Genomic DNA, 21956 nt, shown 5'->3' with positions numbered 1-21956 from the left:
TCCTCGCAGTCATTCGGGTCTCGATGGCACTACGCCGGGGAACGGGTGTCCGGTTGACGCGGTGAGACACGGATCACTCTCGTCGGCCCGTGCCGTCCCGGTCTCCCGGCCGACGCAAAGTGGCAGCCGTCCCTCCGGATCGCACCGCGCGGAGGTCACTGGCTGCCATGGCCCGATCGTGACCGGAACCGAGCGGCGCATGGCCGGCTTCCGACCTTACGGAACATATAAGTACGGTAACCGGGCCCCTACACCCGAAACCGCGCGCCATGCATTCCAGGGCGGCGGCACATCCGCACCCCTTACCGGCGACGCGGTTCGATTGACGCACATTCGTACGATAGTTAGCCTGCTCCGGGCACACACAGCCGCGCGAACACACAGCCGCGCGAACACACAGCCGCGCGAACACACGGCCTCGGGACGGGATGACGCAATGGGACGCCTGGCGGACAAGGACAGCGACATACGCCAACAGCGCCGGCTCAGCGGCGCGGCGAACGCGGCGGACTTCTCGGAGGCGCTGGCGCGGGGGCTGTCCGTACTGTCGGCGTTCGGCGCCGAACGCCGCCGACTGACCCAGGCGGACCTGGCCCGCGAACTCGGCCTCTCCCGGGCCACGGTGCGGCGGGCGGTGCTCACCCTGGAACACCTCGGCTATCTGGTGGCGGACGGTCGGACGTACGAACTGACCCCCCGGGTCCTCCGACTCGCGGCGGGCTACCTCAGCTCCAACACCGTGAGCTCCGTGCTCCAGCCCGTCTGCGACCGGATCACCGCCCGGCTGGGGGAGGCGTGCTCGGTGGCGGTGCTCGACGGCGAGGACGCGGTCATCGTCGCCCGCGCGGTGCCGAACCGACTGATCGCGCTGGGCAGCAATATCGGCTACCGCACACCGGTCGCCATCTCCTCCCTCGGCAAGGTCCTCCTCGCCCACCTCACGCCGCCCCCCACCGACCCTTCCCCCATCGGCTCCTCCACCGTCGAACGGATCCGTGCGGACGGCTACAGCTATGTCGCCCACGACATCGAGCGGGGCTCCCACTCGATCGCGGTCCCGCTGCGGCGCTGGGACGGCAGGGTAATCGCGGCGCTCCATGTGGGCTGCGTCATCGAACGGATCGATCCGGACACCATGCACGGAGAGGTGCTCTCCCTGCTGCGCGAAACGGCCGCCGAACTCGCCCCCCAGCTCATCTGACGCCACCGTTCGGATCGCGCCGGAAGACGGGCGCGTACCCCTGACCCCCGCCCCTCCCGCCCTCTTCACCCTCCTGCCCTCTTCGCTCCTCCCGCCCTCTTGACCCCTCCCGCCCTCGTCACGCCATCCGGTCGGCCATCAACTCCCCGGCCATGACGGCCGCCAGATGCGTGTTCGCCCGGGGAACGGTCGGGAAGACGGAGGCGTCGACCACCCGCAGGGCGTCGACACCCAGCACCCGGCACTCCGGATCGACCACGGTCGCCGAAGCCGCCGGATCGCCCATCCGGCAGGTGCTCGTCGCGTGCTGGGCGTCGGAGACCGTGGCGAGCAGATGGGCGTCCAACCGGTCATCGTCGTCGACGACCGCGAGCAGATCCCGGTTGAGCCGGTCCGGCGAGAACGCGGTGATCGGCGCGGTCTGCTCGCTCCGGGCCAGGGCGAGCAGCTCCCTGATCCCGGTGCGCAGCCGCGCGAGATCCCGGTCGTCGGACAGCATCCGCTGGCGCACCTCCGGCTGCGCGGTCGGATCGGCGGAGACGAGGCTCACCGAACCGCGGGAGTGGACCTGGTTCACCCAGAGCCCGAAGGCGCCCGCCCCGAAGTGGACCTCGGCCACCTCCATGGCCAGCACGTTCTGATTGCCCGCGGTGATCAGCATGTCGTTCACCCGGGCCTCCGGATGATCGCTGGTGTAGCGGACGCAGACATTCGTGTGACGGTCGTCCGGGGACCTGACCGCCGACTCCTCATTCAGCGGGATACCGACGAACACCACGGGATGGTCCTGCAGTCCCTGTCCGACCGGCAGGTCCCGCACCACGTCGATCCCCAGCGACCGCAGCCGGTCGGCCGGGCCGATGCCGGACCGCATCAGGATCGCCGGACTGTGGACCGCCCCGGCGCTCAGCACGACGAGATCCGCGTACTCTCGCGTCATCACACCGTCGACCAGCACCTCCACACCGACGGCCCGCCCCCCGGCGACCAGCACCCGGTCCACCAGCGCCCCACCCCGGACGGTGAGCCCGGCGAGCGCCCGCGCGGGCTCCAGATACCCGTCGTTGGTCGACACCCGGCGCCCGAGCCTGGAGTTGATGGGGTACGGGGACACCCCGGTCGTCCCCGGCTCGTTCACATCCCCGGCCCAACCGTGCCCCGCCGCCCGCGCCGCCCGATCGAGCGCGGCGTCCACCACGCCCCACCGCTCCCGGGGCGTCCGATGGATCGGAATCGGCCCGCCGCGCCCGTGCCAGGGCGCGTCGCCGAACTCCTCGTCGTCCTCCAGCCGTACGAAGTGGGGCAACACATCCTCCGGCGCCCAGCCCGCACACCCGGCGCGGACCCAGTCCTCGAAGTCCTCCATCGGCGGCCGGATCGCTATCTGCCCATTGATCGCCGAACTGCCGCCCACTCCGCGCCCCCGCCAGAACGGCGCCGGATCCTGCGCATCGGTCCGCGAGGCGTAGAGCCCTCGCCACACCAACTCGGCCCCCGCGGCCGGATCCAGCAGCGCCCGCATCGGATTCGGCGACCGCCACACCTCGGGCATCTCCGCCGCCCGGTAGTCCGGCCCGGCCTCCAGCAGCAACACCCGCTTCCCCTGCCCGACCGCCCGCGCGGCCACCACCGCCCCCGAGGATCCGGCACCGACCACGATGAGGTCCCAACCGCGCTGTCCCACAGGCCGTCCTTAGCATTGAGTTCGATTACCGCACCAACGTTCGTTATTCATGGGCACGGTAGGTCGTGGACGGCGATCGACACAACGGGTTTAGCGTGGCGACAGGCCATGAACGGGCGGTCGCGCGACCACATAAGACACGGTCTCGACCGAGCCGGCGACCGATCGCCGCCCGCCCCTGACGCGAAGGAGACTCCTATGCCCGCCGCCCCTCTGAGCGATGCCGACCTCGACCAGGCCCTCACCGACCTCCCCGGTTGGAGCGTGCGGGACGGCAGCCTCACCGCGGTCTTCAAGGCCGACCGGGCGGCGATCCCCGGCCTGTACGCGGCCGTGGCCGCCGCCGAGGACGAGGCCAACCACCACGCCGACATCCGCGTCCTCTACGGAACCATCTCCTTCGCGCTCAACACCCATGACGCCGGTGACGCGATCACCGCCCTGGACACCGCCCTCGCCACCCGCATCACCACGCTGGCCACGGAGCACGGCGCCCGCCCGGACGCTTCCTGAGGTCCTCGGACCCGCCCGACCCCGGCACAACAGAAGCGCCCCCGCCCGGCGGGGGCGCTTCCATCGAGATCCGGCACCGGTGCATGCGTCGCACGGCTCAGTTCATCCGCCCAGAATCCAACTCAGCCCGTCGGGGTTGTCGAGCCGGACGCGTTGCTCGTCGGCGGTGATGGCGATGCCGTAGCGGTCCGGGGCAGGGCGACCCGCGATCCGGCAGGCGCGGTGGGCGTCTTCGAGAGCGGCTCGGAGAAGGCAGGGCCCCGCCCTGCGACCAGTGGGCTCAGCTTCATCACCATGATCTCGATCTGCCCGTGACCGTCTTCCCACCCCGACACCGGCTCACAGCCCTCGTCCTGTAGGACGGTCGTTGTCTCACCCTGATAGCGGGGCATCATGCCCTCCTCGCCGTCCGTGCAGAAGTAGGCGAGATGCGTGCGCAGCGCGGCGTGCTCGATCGTGGCCAGGTCCTCCTCCCACTCCTCCTGCGGTTCCGTGGGGAGGGTGAGGGTGAAGGGGACCAGGTCTTCGGGGGTGCGGCCGGTGTCCAGAGCGACACGCAGGGCGTCGAGAAGGGTGCCGTCGGAGACCAGGCGGGGGAAGTGGATGTCCCAGGTGTCTCGCAGGGCAGGGGCGGTGAGATCGACGCCGAACCGGTCCAGCAGAGGCGCTATGTCGGCGCCTCTGACCAGGCTCCCCGCGAAGCAGGCGGCCTTCAGGGCCGCCGCGAAGTCCTTCGGGAGCGGTGATTGCGGGCTGTCGCACCGGTCGAACTCGAAGATCGAGGTGCTCGCGTCGAACAGCGGCAACCGGTCGGCCTCGCTGCTCAGGCCGAAGGGGCAGGGGATCGGTCTGACGCCGCTCAGGGCCTCCGGAAGCACCCAGTCCGGCTCCCGCAGGAACCCGCTCTCGTACAGCGCATTGCCCCGGAGCCCGGCCGCGTAGACCGCGTCCGGGTCGAACTCGTCCAGGGGGCGGCCCACCAGGACGCCGAAGGCGCGGGCCAGTTGGCGGTCCCAGTCGGACAGGAAAGCATCAAGGGTTCCGGGGGGTTCAGCTGTCATGGCGGCACCGTAGTGCCGCCCACTGACAATCTGACGCCCCGGCCACAACCGGGCGCCGCCCCGCTCCACCGGCCCCCTCACAGCGGTGCTCACCTCAGACGCGGGGGAACCTCGTCTCCCGCACACGCAGAGAGACGGCAGCCGAATCGAGCCGTCGAGTACGACTTACGACGACTTCCCCAAGCCGGAGACCCGCTGGAAACGAAGCTGACCACAGGCAAGTGCGTGAAGGGGAAGGCCGTACTCACAGTGCCTGCGAAAGAGCGACCCGCGACGATCGTGTACGCACCGAACTCCGTTGAGATACCGCTGGAGTAGACCGTTCCCGCGAAGTAGCAGGCCGGAGGCACCAACCGTTGTAGCGGCGCCCTCCTCAAGGTCACGACGTGCGTGATCGTCACATGGTCAAGATCCGGGTTGGCCCGTCGGGGCTATCGAGCCAGACGCACTGCTCGCCGGGCCTGATGGTGATGCCATAACGATCAGGCCCCGGGCAGTCGGCCATCAGGTGGGTCCGGTGGACATCTTCGAGCGCAGTCCAGAGAGGTCGGAAGCCAGTCTCGGTCACCGTGGTGCCGGGGTGAAGCTGAGCGATTGAGCCGTCAGGGTGCCAGACGCGGGCTCCCGTGATCTCGCCGTTCTCGCCCAGGTCGTACTGCCAGGTGAGGCCGGGAACGGCGATGCCGACGAGGAAGCGGAAGTCGTTGTCGGCGATGGCCTCCGCGGTAAGGGTGGAGGGACGGCCGGGAACGGTGGGCAAGGGCGGTCGGCGGGTCGGAACGCCGTCGGTCGACGTGTGGCGGAGAGGCATGAAGAAAGCGCCGTGGGGGAGGAAGCGGCCCGTGGCGGCGCCCGGTCCCGTGGGGTGGATGCGGGCGAGAGCGTTACCGAGGGGGGCGAGGAGGAAGCCGTCGTCCGTGAGCTGCTGGAGCAGGGCCGGGGGGACAGAGGAGAGGCCGCAGGTGACGATGATGCGATCGTAGGGCGCACGGTCGGGGGCGCCGAGGGAGCCGTCGCCGGTAATCACGGTCGGGTGGTATCCGGCGGTGGCCAAACGATCGCGGGCAGGTCCAGTGATGTCCTCGGCGATGTCGACGGTGGTGACGTGATCGTCGCCGAGGCGGTGGGCGAGGAGGGCGGCGTTGTAACCGGTGCCGGCGCCGATCTCCAGCACGCTCATCCCGTCCTGGACGGCGAGGGCTTCGAGCATGGTCGCCATGAGGGAGGGCTGCGAGCTGGACGAGGTCGCCGCCCCGTCCGTGCGGTGGGTGACCAGGCTTCGGTCCTCGTAGACGGCAGTGAACCACTGGTCGTCGCCAGAGATCCGGTCACCGGACGGCGCGTAGAAGTACGGGACGAAGACATGGCGCGGAACCTCTTCGAAGGCCCGGCGCCACTGGAGGTCGGTGAGGTCGCCCGCGTCGGTGAGGGCCTGGGCGAGCGCGCGCCGAGCCACGGCGGCCCGGATCGTGAGGTCGTCGGTCATCAGCGGGTGGAGCCCTTCTGGAGGAGATTGGCGATGGCGTGGGTGATCGGTTCGCGGGTGGGTTCGATCCAGGCCCACTGGCCTCCCGCGTTGACGTCGACCAGGTAATGCGCGCCCTGGGCGTCCACGATGAAGTCGAGGGCAGCGAAGACCAGGCCGAGGCGGCGCATCATCTCGCGTACCGCGTCCGCGATCGAGACGGACAGGTCGATGGCGGTGTGGGTGAAGGCGTCGGAGTCCTGGCGCCAGTCCGGGGCGGTGCGCCCGGCCGGAGCGTGGATCGCGGCGGCGAACAGCCTTCCGGCGACGACCGCGACGCGGACCTCGTACACCCGGTCGGTGATCTCCCGCTGAAAGAGGTGCGCAGTCAGTGCGATCCGGGGGTCGCGCCACTGTTCTTCGGGGACACGGCGGGTGTAGAGCTGGCCCCGGGTGCCGCCTTCGGTGTGGACGATCCCGCCCAGCACCTTGGTCACGATCCGCCCACCACAACGCCGGGCGAAGGGCGGCACGGCGGCCGGGTTGTTGGTGATCAGCGTCTCCGGCACCTGGAGTCCACTGGCCACGGCGGCGGCCAAGTGGGCGGGCTTGGTGCAGTCGACGTTCGCCTGCGGCCGGTTCACCCACAGCACCCCGGGCAGGGAGCCGAGGACAGTGACCGCCCGCTTGGCCTGCCCGACCGCGAACCGGCGCTCCGGACCACTCATCGACTCCGGCAGCTCGTGAACGGTGGGCTTGCGCCACCACACCGCCCGCAGCTCCGATAAGTCGACACCTCGGGCGTCATCGTGCAGAGAACCGGTCCACCGGCCGTGAGCCCCCAGCTCCGTCCGCAGAGTGGTGCGGGTGGGGAAGTCGGCGAGGTCGGTCCGCCAGAACGGGACCCGCCGCTCGTTCAGCTCCCGCAGGACGAAATCCGCGGTGGGGTCCAGGGCGTGGGTGACGACGAGCACGCGCGGCGGGAGACAGCCGCGCGTGCCCTGATTGGCGCGGAACGTCATCAGTCGTCGTACTCGTCGTCGTTCTGGTCCGTGTCGACGGCGATGGCGTCCTTGCCGTCCGACTCGGTGTTGCACGACGTCTTGCTCATGGTCGGGTGGGCGCCGGCCGGGAGGCCGTCGGCCAGGGAGAGCTGGGTGACCGGGTCCACGGTCAGCACCGGACGGTGACCGGTGACCGGAACCGGGTTGGTCAGGCTGTCCAGACCGAACGGGCGAGTCTCGGCCGGTCCGGCGGGTTCGGCGACGATCTCGTGGGAGAGCGACGGGACGCGTTCCAGCAGCAAGGACACAGGTTTCCCCTTTCATCGTGGAGAAGGCTCTCGGGCGTCCCCGGTCCGCATGGACGGGGTTCGTGCACCCCAGCAGGGCGCGGGGGTTCAGAGTCCCTGCCCGGGGCGATCTCAGGTGGTGGGCGGTCCGGGTCTCAGTCCGCCGGTGAGGAAAGGAAACCGGCAGGTGGGGCACCGAGGGAGAGTCGTCCTGCCGACATGCAAGCGACGTACATCCGGCGTAAATGACGTACAAAACCTCGTGTTCCGGGCGGCGTTGACGCGACAATCCACTCAGCGGAAGGTGGGGAACCGTGGTCCTGGACGACACACACCCGATCTGGAGCACGCCGCCGATGCTGGAGGCCATCGCTCAGAGCAGATCCGGTGCCATCGTGAGACTGGCCCGTGTCGCGGCGGAGCTGACCCAGGCCGAACTGGGCGCGTCAACCGGCTACACCGCCGCGTCGATCTCCAGGATGGAGCGCGGTAAACAGCCAATGCGGGACATGGCGTTGCTGAGGCGGATCGCGGAGGTTCTGAACATCCCGCCCCAGCTACTCGGCCTCGCGTTACGACACACCCCGTCTGGGGCGTACGCATCCGACTCTCACCTGCCCGGCCCGACAACTAGGGTGGCCGGAACATCGCCGTTCGGCGAGGAGGGTGAGGATCCTGTGCGACGCCGCAATCTCCTGACCGGGCTGGCCACGACCGCCGCGAGCACGGTCTTCGGCACGGCACCGGCCACCGCCCGGCCGGTTCTGTCCGGGCTGGAGGATCTGCTGCTGCACCGGAGTGGCTCGGCCACTGGCGTTGAACCCACTCCGCAGACAGTGGCCGCCGCACTCGCGGCCTCCCGCCGGGAGTTCGGCACCTGCCGGTACGACGTCCTCGCCCGTGCGCTGCCTTCCCGCATCGCCCTGGCTCAGGCCCTGGGCCAGCAGGGGGCGGCCGAGCGGTCTGCCACCGCCGTCGCCGCGCTCTACAACACGGCCACCCGGCTGTGCATCAAGCTGGGGGAGGACGGCCTCGCCGCGGTCACCGCCGACCGGGCGCTGACCGCGGCCCTCTCCGGTGCCGGTGCTCTCACCGTCGCCGAAGCTCACCGCATGGTCTCCAGTTCCTGGCGCCGGCAGGGCCATTACGCCCGCGCCACCGATGTCGCCGTGACTGCCGCCCAGCATCTGGCGGTGGATCGCACCGCGCCGGGCGCCGAACGGCTCTCCGTACAGGGCAATCTGTATGCCACCGCGGCCTACACCGCCGCCAAGCAAGGCGATCGACAGACAGCCCGCGAGCTGATCACCGAGGCAGAGACCACCGCCGACCGTCTGGGCCACGACGAGCTGGGTGGCACCGCCTTCTTCGGCCCCAGTCAGGTCCTACTGCACCAGATCTCCATCAGCCACCTCCTCGGCGACTCGGGCCAGGCCATCGAACACGCCCGCCGCGTCGATGTCGGCCACTTGCCGACACCCGAACGACAGGCCCGCTACTGGATCGATGTCGCCCGGTCATTCGACCAGTGGGGCAAACCCGATCGCTGCTATCGGGCCCTCTTGGCCGCCGAACAGGCCGCCCCGCAGGAAGTCCGCCGCGGTTCCGTACGCACCATGGCCGCCGGCTTGATCAGGCACGACCGCGTACTCCCCGGCGTCCGGGCTTTCGCCAACCGCGCGGGCGCACTGACCTGAAACCGTCGCTTCCAGCCGGCTGGTCTGTCGGCGCCCCCGCTCCCCCACGAGCCCCCAACAGCGAAGCGCCCCGCCCGGTATCAGCCAGGTGAGGCGCTTCTTCGCAGGTCAGAGCAGTACAGCCTGCCCCGCGACTCGTAGGCCGTGTGGGACTCGAACCCACAACCAACGGATTAAAAGTCCGCTGCTCTGCCAATTGAGCTAACGGCCCTCGACGAGTCACCCCCGAGCATAGCCGGAGCCGACCCGTGAACCGATCGGGTATCCGATCACTGTCCCGGACACGCCCACCGTAACCGCCCGGTCGGCGCCTCCCGGAGCCGGGCCCGCGCGACCCGGCTCCGGGGGATGAAGCTCCGCGCGACCCGGCTCCGGGGACAGGCGCCGCGCGATCGGCCACGGGCGACAGGCAAAACAGGAGACGACTCCGGGCCCCGGGGAGACGAGAGGGACCGGCCCCCGGGGCAGGCCAGACGAAAGGGTTCAGTACAGCGCCCGGTACGCCGCCCACCCCGTCCCCACCCTCACCGTGCCCCCGAAGGACCCCTTCCCGTCTCCCGCGTTCCGGAGCAGTTTGCCGGTCGTGTCGCGGGAGAGCAGGTCCGGGCGGCCGTCGCCGGTCAGGTCGCCCGTGCCGAGGATTTCCTTGCGGCCCGCGCCCCAGTCCTTGAACACCAGTGCCCGTGGCTTCAGGCCGCCCCGGCCGTCGCCCGCGTACCGCCAGAGTTCGCCGCCCGTGTCACGGGCCAGGAGGTCGCCGTGGCCGTCGCCGGTGAGGTCGCCCGCGCCGATCAGGGTCAGGCCCCGCCAGCCGGTGCCGACGCGGACCGGGGCGGCGAAGCGGGCCGTGGGGGTTGCGGCGTAGAGGAAGAGGTGGCCCGTCGAGGTCTGGCGGGCCAGCAGGTCGGGGCGGCCGTCGGCGGTGAGGTCGCCGGGGGCCGCGAAGGAGTCGAAGGCGTTGAAGCCGGTGCCGATCCGGACCTGCCGGGAGCCGGGCGTGAAGTGGCCCTCGCAGCCGCCCCCGGTGCGCCACATCGCCCCGTCCACGGTCCGCCGCAGCATGTCCTCGCAGCCGTCGCCGTCGATGTCTCCGAACGGGATGAACCGGGTCGCCGGGTCCCACGGCCCGCTCGACCAGGAGCCGGTCGCGCCGATGCGGTGGGCGGAGAGCCTGCCGGCCTTCGTCATCGCGTAGAACTCGCCGAGCCCGTCGGCGTCACCGTCGCGGAACGCCGTCCGCCCGCCCGTCACCCGTACGGTCCCCGAGCTGATCGCCCGTAGCGGCGGGCCGTCGCCGGGGGTCACCGACAGCGTCCAAGTGTATGGGCCGCTGATCACCGGACGGCCGTCGACGTCGCGGCCGTCCCAGGTGGTGCGGATCGCCGCGCCGTCGCGCGCGCTGCCGCCGATGGTCTGCACGACCCTGCCATACGGCGACGTGAGGGTCAGGTTCCAGTGTTCGGCGGGGCGGCTCAGCCGCCAGTGGCCGGACCAGCGGGCCGACGGGGAGCCGCCCAGCCGGAGGGAGGCGTCCGTACGGGCGTCCAGTGCGGCGATCGGGGAGCGCGGCACCTTGATGGGGGTGAGGTGGATACGGCCCGCCTCGTCCACGAACGCCACCTGGCCGCCGTACTTGTCGACCGTCCAGCTCCAGAGGTGCGACTGGTCCGCGATCACCGTCTCCGTGGTGGGCGATCCGCCGCCGCGATGGAAGTCGATCATCTTCAGCCGGTACCCCTCCTGGGGCTGCCAGACGATGAATCCATCGCCGAGCTGAGCCCGCCAGACGACCGGCAGCGGGATGTTCCGGCGCGTCGAGTGGTCCCAGATGCCTGACTTGTTCTTGTCGGCGCACCGCCAGTAGAGCCAGCGCCCGACCGCCTGGAGCTCATCGGGCCGGCAGTCCGCGCCCAGCGCGATATCGGCCGAGTTGACCTTCGTCCGCAGGTCGAAGGAGTTGACCGTGCCGAGCCTGGTGCCCGGTTTCCACAGTTTGTCGCCCCAGACCGCGGATGCGGTGATCGAACGGGCGTGGGCCAGCCCGGGTGAGTCCCCCTGCGGATCGCGGTCCGACGCGTCGAACGATCCGATGAGCTGTTGGCCGCGGCGTGTGTTGTTGACGATGACGTACGGGCCCGAGGCCCCGGCCACCAGGTCCGGCGACTCCCACCAGCCGAGCTGGGTGGAGCTCTTCGGCATCTCCCCGCCGGCCGCCTCCTGGTTCCCCATCGGCGAGTTGTAGCCGATCCGACCGTCGCCCAGTGCCCACAGCCGGGATTCGAAGTGGTCGCACAACTCCTCGGTCTGCCCCCCACAGGGCCACTGGGTCCAGAAGTGCTCATCGACCGTCCGGCGCGGCCCCGGAGTGGGCGTCCCGGAGGCCGGCAGATCGTACTCGTACAGCCCCCGCCAGCGCTCCGGGTCCGCCCAGCCGATGGCACTCAGCCGGCCGCCGCCGAGTGCGATGCCCTCGGGGCGGGCGATCCGGCCGTCCCGGGTGCCCAGGGTGAAGACGACGTCATCGGCGCCGGGATCACGCGGAACGGCCGCCGCCGGCGCCAGGGGCGTCAGCCCGGTGGCTCCGACGGCGGCCGCGAGTGCCACGCCGATCGTGAACGCCGTCCGTTTTTTCGTTCGGTCGGTCATGCCTGTTCCCCCTGACGGTCACACCCCATCAACTGAGAGGTGTGACCCACGACACAGGGGATTGGTTGTACAGGGACGTACGGGGATGTACGGGGATGTACGGGGGAACGGGGCTGGGGCGGCTCAGTAGAGGCCGAGGTAGCGCTGCCAGCCCGTACCGATCTGGACCGTGCCGCCGAACGATCCCTTGCCGTCGCCGAGGTTGCGCAGCAGCTTGCCCGCCGCGTCCCGGGAGACCAGGTCGTTCTTACGGTCGCCGTTGAGGTCACCGGCGCCGACGAACGCGTTCCGCCCGGCACCCCAGTCCTTGAAGACCAGGGTCTTCGCCGTGAAACCGCCCTTACCGGTGCCGTTGTACCGCCACAGCTCACCACCCGCGTCCCGCGCCAGCAGATCACCGTGACCGTCACCGGTGAGGTCACCCGCACCGATCAGCGTCAGCCCCTTCCAGGAACCCGGCAGCTTCACCCCGGCCTTCAGACCGCCCGTACCGTTGTCCGCGTAGAGGTAGAGGTCGTTGGTGGTGCGGACCCGCGCGAGAAGGTCCGTACGGCCGTCACCGGTGAGGTCACCGGCCGACAGCGGCGGGTTGAAGGCGTTGAACCCCGCGCCGATCCTGGTCTTCGGGGACTTGGGGGTCGGGATGCCCTTGCAGGCACCGCTGTACCGGTACAGCTCGCCCTTGGCGTTCCGGACGACCGTGTCGTTGCAGCGGTCGCCGGTCATGTCCCCCATGGGCACGATGTGGTTGGCGTCGGTCCAGCCCTTGGAGGTGGTCCGCGCGGCCCCGGCCGAGGCCGTCTTGACGAGCTGCTCGTGCGCGACGAGATCCGTCGACTGCTTGGTCAGCAGCTCCGGGACGCCGTTTCCGTCGTAGTCGCGGAACGGGGTCGCCGCGCGGCTCAGATCGAACGCGCCGCTGCCCACCGCGCGCAGACCGTCGCCTTCGCCGGAGTCGGCGTTCAGCGTCCAGGTGTACTTCCCGCCGAAGACCGGCTTCCCCGAGGTGTCCTTGCCGTCCCAGTTCGTGGTGATCACCGCGCCGTGACGGACCGTGGACGCGATCGTCCGTACGGTGGTTCCCGCCGCGTTCTTGATCGTGACGCTCCAGCGGGCCGGGGGCCGGGTGAGCTGCCAGGTCCCCTTCCAGACCGGGGTGGCGTCGCCGTACGCGGAGGTGCTCACCATGGTCTCGGCGACCCCGACGGGGGTCTTCGGCACATTCACCCGACGGACATGGACGGCCTGCTGAGCGTCGGTGTAGGCGAGCCCACCGCCGAACTTGTCGACGGCCCACGGCGCACCGGCCGGGATGTCCGCGATATCGGTGGTCTTCGCGGTGCCGGTGCCCTGGTGGAAGTCGGACAGCCGCAGCTTCGTCCCGTCCTGGTGCACGAGGAAGCCGTCACCGAGCTTGGACTTGCCCACCGGTACGGGGGTGGACTTACGGGTCTTCTGGTCCCACACGCCCGCCTTGCGGGTGACACAGCTCCAGTGGATCCAGCGGCCCACTGCCTGCAGCTCGGTGGGCACACACCCCGAGCCGATCGCGAGGTCGGGCGACTTCTTCCCGGACTTGACGTCGTGCCAGAGGATGCTGCCGGCGGTCTTGCCGGGGCTCCACAGAGTGCTGCCCCAGATGGTGGCGGCGCTCTGCGGGCGGGTGAGGACGACCCGACCCAGGGCACCATGCTCCAGATCCCCGACCTGCTGCATACCGTCGTCGGTGTCCATCACCACATAGCGGCCGGTGGCATCGACGATCCGGTTGACGATGGGGCCCGTGTTGATGGATCCAAAGCCCGTCTCGCCCACCGGGATGAGCACATCGGTGCCGTCGCTGTAGGCGTACCGGCCATTGCCGAGGGCGTGGACAGCGCCGTCCGGGCCGGGGTTCAACCGGGAGTTCAGCTTGCGCTCCGAGAGCTCCGGCGCCCCGGCCCCGGCGCTCACCTCGTGCTCGTACAGGGCCGGTCCCGACGACTCCTGGGCGCTGACGTAGGCCAGCTTCCCGGCGCCGAGCAGGAGCTGTTCGACCCGGATGCTCACCGGCTGCACATCGAGGAGCTTCGAGAGCTCCGGAGCCCCGTCTGCGCCCTCGGTGATCCGACGTACGGCCCAGTCCTGGGAACTGCTGCCCCCGACCGCGAGCACACTTCCGTCCGGCGCGGCGACGAACTGGGCGTTGGCCTTCGCGAGCAGCTCACGCGGCGCGCCCCCGCCGATCGGGACGGCCCGCAGCTTGCCGGAGTCCACGGTCGTCCCGGTGTGGCGGTACACCAGCCAGTCGCCGATGGCGCCGGCCCGGAGCTGGCTCTGCGCCGCGTCGGCCGGCGGCGGCAGCGTGGTGGTGACCGGGGCCACCGTGGGGTCGCGTCGGTCGACGGTGACCGCCTGGGCGTTCCCACTGGTGTAGGTCAGCAGATGGCGCCCGTACAGGCGGATGCTCGTACCGGTCCGGTTGAACTCCGCGGGCAGCTCGGTCGCCGTGGCCTCGGCGACCTGGTGTTCGACGAGGACGTTGAGGGACCCGCCCGGCTTCGTGAGCCGCAGGACCGCGCCCCGGGTGTCCTGCCAGGAGTGCTGGGTCGCCGCCCTGGTGTATCCCGCGGGCAGCCCGGTCACCGGGCGCGCCTCGGTCCGCCCCGCGGCGGCGGTCAGCACGGCCAGCTCACTGACCGTTCCGTCCTCTCCCGTCCGGTGGGCAACGACCGAGTCCTTGGCGTACGCGCCGGTCCAGGTGTACCCCGCGGGCATGGTGACCGTGACGACCGTCCCGTCGGCCCGATCGGTCAGGGCGATGCTCCGGGAGCCGTCGGCGGCGGGCTCGGCCTGCCGGGCGCGCAGCCCCGAGTGCCCGTCGGGGCCGCCACTGATCGCACGGGTCTCCCCGGTCGCGTAGTCGGTCCACTGGAGTCCGGAGAGACCGTCCTGGGTGCGGGTGAACCCGGTGGCGCCGGCCTCGTACAGATAGGTGTGCCGGGGTGTGGTGCGCGCCATCGGCGGCAGCACGGTCTCCTCCCCCACCGCGGGACCCGTGGCCGCCGTCGCCGTGGGCGCGGCCACCGTGTACAGCCCGGCGCCGACAGCGATGACGACCGCGGTGGCGGTCACCCGCCTCAGCCGCGCCGTGCACCGGAGAGTTGAGCCATACCGCACAGAAGTTCCTTCCCTGATGGCCGGCCGAACCTACTGTCCGACCCGCCCCTGCATGTTCGTTGTTGCGTGTTCGTTCTTGCGTATGCGTCGGACGGCGACCGCCTGGAGGTCAGAAGACGCCCTTGTACGTCGTCCACCCGGCGCCGATCCGCACCGTCGACCCGAACGACCCGGCCCCGTTGCCGCTGTTGCGCAGCAGTTGGCCGGTCGCGTTCCGGGAGACCAGGTCGGCCCGGCCGTCACCGGTCAGATCGCCGACGCCGACGAACGCGTCGCGGCCGGTGGCCCAGTTCTTGCCGAGGACGAGGGCGCGGGCCTTGAGGCCGCCCGCCGCGGTGCCGTCGTACCGCCAGAGCGAGTGGGTCTTGTCCACGGCGAGCAGATCGCCGATGCCGTCGCCGTTGAGGTCCCCGGCGCCGAACACCGAGCGGTACAGCTTCCAGTTGGTGCCGATCCGGCCGCGCGCGGTGAGCTTGCCCTTGCCGTCGACGGCGTACAGATACATGTCACCGGTCGTGGTCTGGCGGGCGACCAGGTCGGGCCGGCCGTCACCGGTCAGATCACCGGGCGACGTCAGCACGTTGAACTGGCCCCAGGTCTTGCCCAGCGAGGTGTACGGGGCGCGCGGGCCGGGGACGGTGCCGCAGTGGTCGGTGCGGTAGGCGCGCAGTTCGGAACCGATCCGGACGAACAGGTCGTTGCAGCGGTCGCCGTTCAGATCGCCCGTCGGCACCACGGTGGCCGTGGTCGGCCAGCCGCTGGAGCCGACGACACCGCTGATCCCCCCGGCGCCGTTGCCGAAGTGGGCCCCGAGGACGCCCTTGGCGTTGATGGAGAGCAGGTCGGCCCGTCCGTCGGGCGGTCCGGGCCAGCTACGGGGGCTCCCGTGGTCACGCCAGAGCGGCGCCCCGAAGTCGACGCCGAACGCGCCGGTGGTGACGGCGTCCGGCCCCTGGCCGTTGGCGGGCCGGACGGTCAGGGTCCAGGTGTGGGAGCCGTTGAGGGAGGGCTTCCCCTGGTCGTTCCGGCCGTCCCAGGCCGCTCGTACGGTGCCGTCCCGGCCGGTGCCGGAGAGCGTACGGACGGGCTTGCCGTACCGCTCGATCCGCAGCGTCCAGGTGCTCGCGGGCCGTGACAGCGCGAACCGGCCCCGCCACTCCTTCTTCGCCGCGTCGGCCCCGCTCTCGCTCTCGACGACGGCGAGCCGTTCGGTGGCCACCCCGGTCGGCGCCAGGCGGATCCGCCCGTCGTCGGCGATGTAGGCGACGCCGCCGCCGAACTTGTCGACGCTCCAGGTCTGGCCCGGAGTCGACGGTTCGGTGAGTTCGCCGATGGTCCGGTCGGCGCCGGCCGTGCCGTCCCGGAACTCCGTGAGCAGCAGTTTCCCGGCCGTCAGATCGTGCCGTACGAGGAATCCGTCACCGATCCTGGCGTCACCGGAGGGTACGGGGATGTTCTTCCGCGCGGTCCGGTCCCAGACGCCGGCCGGACCCTTGGGGCCGCAGGACCAGTAGAGCCAGCGGCCCACGGCCTGGAGCTCCTTGGCGACACAGGGCGCCCCGGTGGTGAGCGTGGCGGTGACGCGGCTCTTGAGGTCCTCGGCGGTGAGCCTGCCCGCGGTGGTGGACTGGGTCCACAGGGTGGTGCCCCAGACGGAGGCCGCGCCGGCCGTCTTCGTACGGATGGGCTTGAGGTCCTGGTACACGCCGAGGTCGCCCACCTGGAGCTTGGCGGGCCCCGTGGTGTTGACCAGTGCGTACCGGCCGGAGATGTCGGTGAGCTGCGCGCCGGTGCCGGAGGTCCGGAAGAACCCGGCCGGATCGTCCTTGACCAGCGAACTCACGGCGACCGTCCCATGGCCGGACTCCAGCCGCACCACCCGGCCGTCCCCCGCCGACCAGGGCGCGTCGTCCGGCGCGTGGGTCGCCCAGGTCAGCACGGAGGGGTTCCCGGCGGTCAGCCGTTCCCCGTCCGTCGTCACCGGGCGGCGGACGTACGCCGGCAAGGAGTTGCTGTCGGTCTCCCGGGTGGCCAGCGTGCCGTTGGCGAGCGAGAGCCGCTGGATGTGGGCGCGGGCGGGCTTCAGCGTGGCGAGGGTGGTCAGGGTCGGTGCCCCGCCCCCGACGTCGGGCGCGGCCAGTCGCCGTACCTCCCAGTTCTGCGCGTCCTTGCCACCGGCGACCACCAGATCACCGCCGGGGATCTGCGTCAGCTTGGCCTCGGCGTGCGGCAGCAGGGTCAGCGGGGTACCGCCGGTCAGCGGTACGGCCGTCAGCGGCATCCCCCGGACATTGACCTCGTCGTCACCCTGCTGTGCGTCGTAGTGGCGGGCGACGATCAGCCACGGTCCGGCGATGCCGAGGGTGAGCTTGCGCTTCTCGTTCGGCATCGGCACGGTCCGCGGCGCGGCGCCGGGGGTGTCGCGCGGCACGGTGCGCACCGGCTGTCCGGAGGAGTGCCAGGCCAGCAGCTCCTCGCCGAGGGCGACCGTGGTGGGGGTGGTGGTGGGTCGGATTTCGGCGACATCGGCAAGCCGGCCGGTGGTGAGGTCGAGGGTCATCAGCCGGTGCCGGTTGCCGTCGACGTACTCCTGGGCGCGCAGCACCACCGTACGGGCGTCGGCGGCGAGCGGCGCGCGCTCGAACGACAGGCCCGGGCGGGCGGCGACCTCCTGGCTGGTGACGGTCCCGGCGGCGGTCAGCCGGTGCAGGACGAAACCGCCGATCAGCCCGCCGGAGCTGTCCTCGCTGTAGGTGAGGACGGTTTCGCCGAAGGTGCCCATGTAGCGGTGCCCGCCGGGGAGCGTCAGGGTCCGTACGGTGCCGTCTGCGAGGTTCCGCAGCTCGACCGCACGGTCCCGGACGAGGGGCACGATGTCGGACCCGGCGCCCAGCTCGCCCACGAAACCGCTGGTGGGGGTGAGACCGGGGATGGTGGAGCTGTGGTTGCCGGCGAAGGTCGTCCAGCGGATACCGGCGCCGTCCTGCTGGTGGAGCATCCCGGTGGGGCCCGCCGACCAGACCTGGTGGTGGCGCGGTGTGTAGCGGTCGACGTCGATGACGGTGTGCGGCGGCAGGGGCGGTTCGGCGCGCGCGGGAGCTGGGGTGGGTGCGGCGGAGGCGGCGGTCAGCGGTACCAGTGCACCGCCGACGAGCCCGGCCACCACGGCGACGCCGATCAAGGCATGACGAGTCACAGAGAGTCCCTCCCCAGGAACGGAAACCCGTTGGAGCTGCATCACAAGGCCCCCCGGCCGCAGCTTTCACACGAGTATCGAAACTTTACTCCCGTCACATCGGCGACGGCAGAGAGTTCTGAACATGTTCAACGAGCACTGAGGGGTTCTGTGAAGTGAGACTCGCGACCACGCGAATGGTTGTGCTGTGCATCCGGATAACTGCGGCCGGCGGTCCGGCCCGGTCACGACCGGTGGCCGGTCCCCCCGTCCGTACGGGCGCCCGGCCACCACTCCATCGTCAGCGGCAGCCAGGGCCCCCCGGCGGGGAGACGGCGGGGGCCCTGGTCACCACCCATCAGAACAGGTCGTTGTACCCCTGCCAGCCGGTGGCCACGGTCCCGGTGGCCCCGAACGATCCCTTGCCGTCGCCGAGGTTGCGCAGTAGCTTGCCCGCCGCGTCCCGGGAGACCAGGTCGTTCTTACGGTCGCCGTTGAGGTCACCGGCGCCGACGAACGCGTTCCGCCCGGCACCCCAGTCCTTGAAGACCAGGGCCTTCGCCGTGAAACCGCCCTTACCGGTGCCGTTGTACCGCCACAGCTCACCACCCGCGTCCCGCGCCAGCAGATCACCGTGACCATCACCGGTGAGGTCACCCGCACCGATCAGCACCAGCCCCTTCCAGGAACCCGGCAGCTTCACCCCGGCCTTCAGACCGCCCGTACCGTTGTCCGCGTACAGATAGAGGTCATTGGTGGTGCGCATCCGCGCCAGCAGGTCCGCACGGCCGTCACCGGTGAGGTCACCCGCCGACAGCGGCGGATGGAAAGCGTTGAACCCCGCCCCGATCCTGGTCTTCGGGGACTTGGGGGTCGGAATGCCCTTACAGACGGCGCTGTACCGGTACAGCTCGCCCTTGGCGTCCCGCACCACCACGTCGTTGCAACTGTCACCGGTCATATCGCCCATCGGGACGACATGGTTGACACCCGTCCACCCCGTCGACGTGGTCACCGCGCCGGTCAGCGGCTCATGCGCGGTGAGCCGGGTACCGGTCCTGGTGAACACCTCGGGCGTACCGTCGGCGTCGTAGTCGCGGAACGGCGTGCCCCCGCCGGTCAGCCGCAGCGTGCCGCTGGCCGCCGTCGCGAAGACGCCCCTGCCGTCGTCGACCGTCAGCGTCCAGCTATACGCGCCGGTGTTGACCTTCTTCCCCGCGCCGTCCTTGCCGTCCCATCGCGCCGTGATCGCCGCGCCCTGGCGCTCGTTGGTCGACAGGGTCCGTACGGTCCGGCCCGCCGCGTCCTTGAACGCCACCTTCCACGCGACCACGGGCCGCGAGAGCTGCCAGGTGCTGTCCCAGGTGTTGTCCTGGCTGGCGGGCAGCCCGATGTTCGCGTTGGTGTCCGTACGGGACTCGATGGCCCCGACCGCCGAACGCGGCACCGTCACCGCCTGGATGTGGACGCGCTGCTCGGCGTCCGTGTACGCGATATGCCCGCCGAACTTGTCGACGGTCCAGCCCACGCCCCGGGTCGCGGTCAGCGGCACGGTGGCGATCCGGTTGACCGGAGCCGGCGCGCCACCGCCCGCGCTGACATCGGTGAGCTGGAGGTCGTGCAGATTCCTGCGGACGACGAAGCCGTCGCCGAGGAGGGATTCGCCGTAGCCGACCGAGGTCGAGGTACGGGTCTTCTGGTCCCACACCCCGGCCCGTTTGACCGTGTCACAGCTCCAGTGGATCCAGCGCCCCACGGCCTGGAGCTCGTTGGGCACGCACCCCGCGCCGGTCGCGAGATCGGGCGAGGTCTTCTTCGTCTTGAGGTCCTGCCAGGCGACACTGCCCGTGGTCTTGCCCGGCACCCACAGCGTGGTGCCCCAGACGGCGGCGGCGGTACGCGTCCTGGTGAGCGCGAGGCTGCCGTTGTTCACCCCGTAGTCGCCGATGTACTGCTTGCCGTCGCTGCCGTTCACGATGGTGTACCGGCCGGTGGCGCCGATCAGGGTCCCGGTGGCCGGCAGCGGGACGAAGTCCAGGGCCGTCGGGGAGAGCGGCGAGCGCACCTCCTTGCCGCTGACATGGGCGGTCCGGCCGTTGCCGAGGGAGAGCGGCAGCGCGCCGGAGGTCCAGGGCGACAGCAGCGTGCGCTGGCCGATCGCGAGCTTGCCGGTGATCGCGACATGGTGCTGGTACAGCGACGGGTCGGGGTGGCCGTCGGCGAGGCTGACATAGGCGAGCTTCCCGGCGCCGAGCGCGAGGGCGTTGATCTTCGCGGGCACCGGCGGGACGACCCGCACCACGCTCGTGACCAGTTGGCCGCGGGCGCCCAACGAGATCCGGCGCACCGCCCAGTCCTTGGCGTCCTTGCCCCCGACGACCAGCAGACTGCCGTCCGGCGCGAGGGCGAAACGCTCATCCGCGTACGGGAGTAGATCGCTGACCGCGCTCCAGCCGCCGATCGGGAAGACCTTGAGGGGAGCGGCGGGAACCGTGGTCATGGTGGGCCGCTGGAACGCGACGATCGAATCGCCCACGGTGGTGTACGAGAGCCCGGGGCCCTTCAGCCCGACCGGCATCGCGGTGATCAGCGGGGTCTGGGTGGGGTTGGCCCTCGGGACGCTGGTGAACGGCGGACCGCCCACGACCGTACCGTCGACCGCCAGAATGTGGTCGCCGCCCAGCAGGACCGGCTTCTGCGGCCCGGGCTGGATCGGCAGCTCGGTGAGGCGCGCCGTCTCGTACGCGAAGTAGTGCAGCAGCCCGTCGACGGTGATCAGCGCGCCCCGCGAATCCTGCTGTCCCACGGTGACGGTCGTGGCGTCATACGGCAGACCCTCCACCCACTGATCGGTCACCTGACCGTCGACCCGCCGCAGGATCTTCGCCTCGGCGAGGACCCCGTCGGCCGCCTTCCGGATGACGACCACCGAATCGGCGTTGTAGGCGCCGCTCGGACCGAAATCGGCGCGGGCCCGGATCCGGGTGACGGCGCCCGATCCGATATCGGTGACCGTGAAGTGCTCGGTGCCGTCGGGGTCCGTCACCAGGCCCGCCCGCAGCCCGGAGTGTCCGGCGGTGGGGTCGTCGGCGACCGGCCGCGACTCACCGGAGGCGTAATCGGTCCACTGGGTTCCGGTCGTGCCCTCGCGCTCGTGCAGATAGCCGGTGGCGCCGGCCTGGAACACCTGCTCCGCCCGGGGCATGAACCGCGCCCCGGCCGGGAGGGTGACCTCGGCTGCCGGGTCGGGCGCCGCGACGGCGGCCGGGGCGACGACGGCGCAGAGGCCGGTGCCCAGGGAGAGGACGACGGCCGTGGCCGCGGAGCGGCGGAGCTGCGTGGAGCGAAGACTCATGGGGCCCTTCCAGATGTCGGGTGGGAAACCGGCGGTACGGGAGGGCACCAGGAGACTGCCGGAGCGTGTGCGTCCCCCCCGGCGGTGGCCGTGGGATCACCCGGGAGAGCCGGGCCGACTCGGTCCAACCGCGTCCCGGTTCCAGCGCCGATCGCGACGGCGCGCGAGATGGCGGCCTGATCCATTTCGGCGGTGGGCGCGCGCGTCCGGCCGTCTGCCCGTGATCATCCCCTGGCCCCCCGGCGGGGAGACCCCCCGGTCCGCGCCACCCGCCGTGCCCCCCCACCGCGAGTGAACGGATCGTAACAGCCACTCACCTGCGAAGGAACGAATTTTCGACCCCGGGGAACGAGCAGGGCCCGTACCTCGTGCGAGGTACGGGCCCTGTGGTGTCCGGCAGGCGATCAGTGCCGGCCGGACGGGGTGCTGAGGGTGAGATCAGCCGTTGCGCTTCCAGCGCGGCTTCTCGTCACGGCGGCCGAAGGAGCCGGTGTTGGTGCCGGTGCCGGTGCTGCGGTGGTCGTCACGGCGGGCGTACGGACGCTCGGCCGAACCGGAGCGGAAGCCGCCACCGGTGGACGGGCGGTCGTCACGACGGTCGCGGTTGAACGGACGGTCGCTGCCACGGTGACCACCGGACGGGCGGTCATCGCGGCGGAAACCGCCACCACCCGAAGACGGACGGTCATCGCGACGCTCATCACGACGG

12 protein-coding genes, 1 tRNA gene and 1 pseudogene are annotated in these 21956 nt (G+C 71.0%); 3 read left to right on the top strand and 11 right to left on the bottom strand.

Features of this window, described 5'->3' with window-relative positions:
* Positions 1-436: 436 nt before the first annotated feature.
* Positions 437-1201, top strand: coding sequence for a helix-turn-helix domain-containing protein (locus tag ACH4S7_RS13785; RefSeq protein ID WP_398521316.1), 765 nt, complete (start codon positions 437-439; stop codon positions 1199-1201).
* Between the two features lie 118 nt (positions 1202-1319).
* Here ACH4S7_RS13785 and ACH4S7_RS13780 read toward each other — a convergent pair whose 3' ends face one another.
* Positions 1320-2885 carry a GMC family oxidoreductase gene (locus tag ACH4S7_RS13780; protein ID WP_398521315.1) on the bottom strand — a complete coding sequence of 522 codons (1566 nt, stop codon included), beginning with the start codon at positions 2883-2885 and terminating at the stop codon, positions 1320-1322.
* Between the two features lie 198 nt (positions 2886-3083).
* On the opposite strand from ACH4S7_RS13780, the gene ACH4S7_RS13775 reads away from it, so the two are divergent.
* The gene (locus tag ACH4S7_RS13775) at positions 3084-3398 is read left to right on the top strand and encodes a 4a-hydroxytetrahydrobiopterin dehydratase (RefSeq protein ID WP_398521314.1); all 315 of its coding nucleotides are present in this window, start codon (positions 3084-3086) and stop codon (positions 3396-3398) included.
* 122 nt (positions 3399-3520) lie between these two features.
* On the opposite strand, the gene ACH4S7_RS13770 is transcribed toward ACH4S7_RS13775, so the two are convergent.
* The 4 genes from ACH4S7_RS13770 to tgmA form a co-directional block, all read right to left on the bottom strand.
* On the bottom strand, positions 3521-4459 hold the full coding sequence (locus ACH4S7_RS13770) for a hypothetical protein (protein WP_398521313.1): 939 nt from the start codon (positions 4457-4459) through the stop codon (positions 3521-3523).
* A 397-nt stretch (positions 4460-4856) separates the two neighbouring features.
* A complete protein-coding gene (locus ACH4S7_RS13765) occupies positions 4857-5945 on the bottom strand; it encodes a methyltransferase domain-containing protein (protein WP_398521312.1) in 1089 nt (362 codons plus the stop codon).
* The gene (locus ACH4S7_RS13760; protein ID WP_398521311.1) at positions 5945-6946 is read right to left on the bottom strand and encodes an MvdC/MvdD family ATP grasp protein; all 1002 of its coding nucleotides are present in this window, start codon (positions 6944-6946) and stop codon (positions 5945-5947) included. Before ACH4S7_RS13760 ends, ACH4S7_RS13765 begins: the two co-directional genes overlap by 1 nt.
* Complete coding sequence (gene tgmA / locus ACH4S7_RS13755) at positions 6946-7236, bottom strand: putative ATP-grasp-modified RiPP (RefSeq protein WP_398521310.1); 291 nt, start codon at positions 7234-7236, stop codon at positions 6946-6948. The genes ACH4S7_RS13760 and tgmA overlap by 1 nt, the downstream gene beginning before the upstream one ends.
* Positions 7237-7529: 293 nt before the next feature.
* Here tgmA and ACH4S7_RS13750 point away from each other — a divergent pair, with 293 nt between their 5' ends.
* Entirely contained in the window at positions 7530-8912 is a 1383-nt protein-coding gene (locus tag ACH4S7_RS13750; RefSeq protein ID WP_398521309.1) for a helix-turn-helix domain-containing protein, read from the top strand.
* Positions 8913-9050: 138 nt separating this feature from the next.
* On the opposite strand, the gene ACH4S7_RS13745 is transcribed toward ACH4S7_RS13750, so the two are convergent.
* From ACH4S7_RS13745 to ACH4S7_RS13720, 6 genes and pseudogenes are all read right to left on the bottom strand, one after another.
* Positions 9051-9123, bottom strand: a tRNA-Lys gene (locus tag ACH4S7_RS13745).
* 272 nt (positions 9124-9395) lie between these two features.
* Complete coding sequence (locus ACH4S7_RS13740; RefSeq protein ID WP_398521308.1) at positions 9396-11558, bottom strand: FG-GAP-like repeat-containing protein; 2163 nt, start codon at positions 11556-11558, stop codon at positions 9396-9398.
* Positions 11559-11681: 123 nt separating this feature from the next.
* The gene (locus ACH4S7_RS13735; protein WP_398521307.1) at positions 11682-14672 is read right to left on the bottom strand and encodes an FG-GAP-like repeat-containing protein; all 2991 of its coding nucleotides are present in this window, start codon (positions 14670-14672) and stop codon (positions 11682-11684) included.
* Positions 14673-14826: 154 nt separating this feature from the next.
* Positions 14827-17913: an FG-GAP repeat domain-containing protein gene (locus ACH4S7_RS13730; protein ID WP_398521306.1), complete on the bottom strand. Its 3087-nt coding sequence runs from the start codon at positions 17911-17913 to the stop codon at positions 14827-14829.
* Between the two features lie 337 nt (positions 17914-18250).
* A complete protein-coding gene (locus ACH4S7_RS13725; RefSeq protein ID WP_398521305.1) occupies positions 18251-21247 on the bottom strand; it encodes an FG-GAP-like repeat-containing protein in 2997 nt (998 codons plus the stop codon).
* 438 nt (positions 21248-21685) lie between these two features.
* A pseudogene (locus ACH4S7_RS13720) lies at positions 21686-21956 on the bottom strand (RNA helicase); the annotation flags it as partial.

It is taken from the genome of Streptomyces sp. NPDC020965 (assembly GCF_044333555.1).
GTDB lineage: Bacteria > Actinomycetota > Actinomycetes > Streptomycetales > Streptomycetaceae > Streptomyces.
The sequence above is the reverse complement of the archived record's forward strand: the minus strand, read 5'-3'. Positions and strand labels throughout refer to the sequence as shown.

What these genes read in the sequence shown, in the direction of transcription:
- ACH4S7_RS13785 (WP_398521316.1), top strand. Translation starts at nt 437, where the DNA reads ATGGGACGCCTGGCGGACAAGGACAGCGACATACGCCAACAGCGCCGG.
- ACH4S7_RS13775 (WP_398521314.1), top strand. Translation starts at nt 3,084, where the DNA reads ATGCCCGCCGCCCCTCTGAGCGATGCCGACCTCGACCAGGCCCTCACC.
- ACH4S7_RS13770 (WP_398521313.1), bottom strand. Translation starts at nt 4,459, where the DNA reads ATGACAGCTGAACCCCCCGGAACCCTTGATGCTTTCCTGTCCGACTGG.
- ACH4S7_RS13765 (WP_398521312.1), bottom strand. Translation starts at nt 5,945, where the DNA reads ATGACCGACGACCTCACGATCCGGGCCGCCGTGGCTCGGCGCGCGCTC.
- ACH4S7_RS13760 (WP_398521311.1), bottom strand. Translation starts at nt 6,946, where the DNA reads ATGACGTTCCGCGCCAATCAGGGCACGCGCGGCTGTCTCCCGCCGCGC.
- ACH4S7_RS13740 (WP_398521308.1), bottom strand. Translation starts at nt 11,558, where the DNA reads ATGACCGACCGAACGAAAAAACGGACGGCGTTCACGATCGGCGTGGCA.
- ACH4S7_RS13725 (WP_398521305.1), bottom strand. Translation starts at nt 21,247, where the DNA reads ATGAGTCTTCGCTCCACGCAGCTCCGCCGCTCCGCGGCCACGGCCGTC.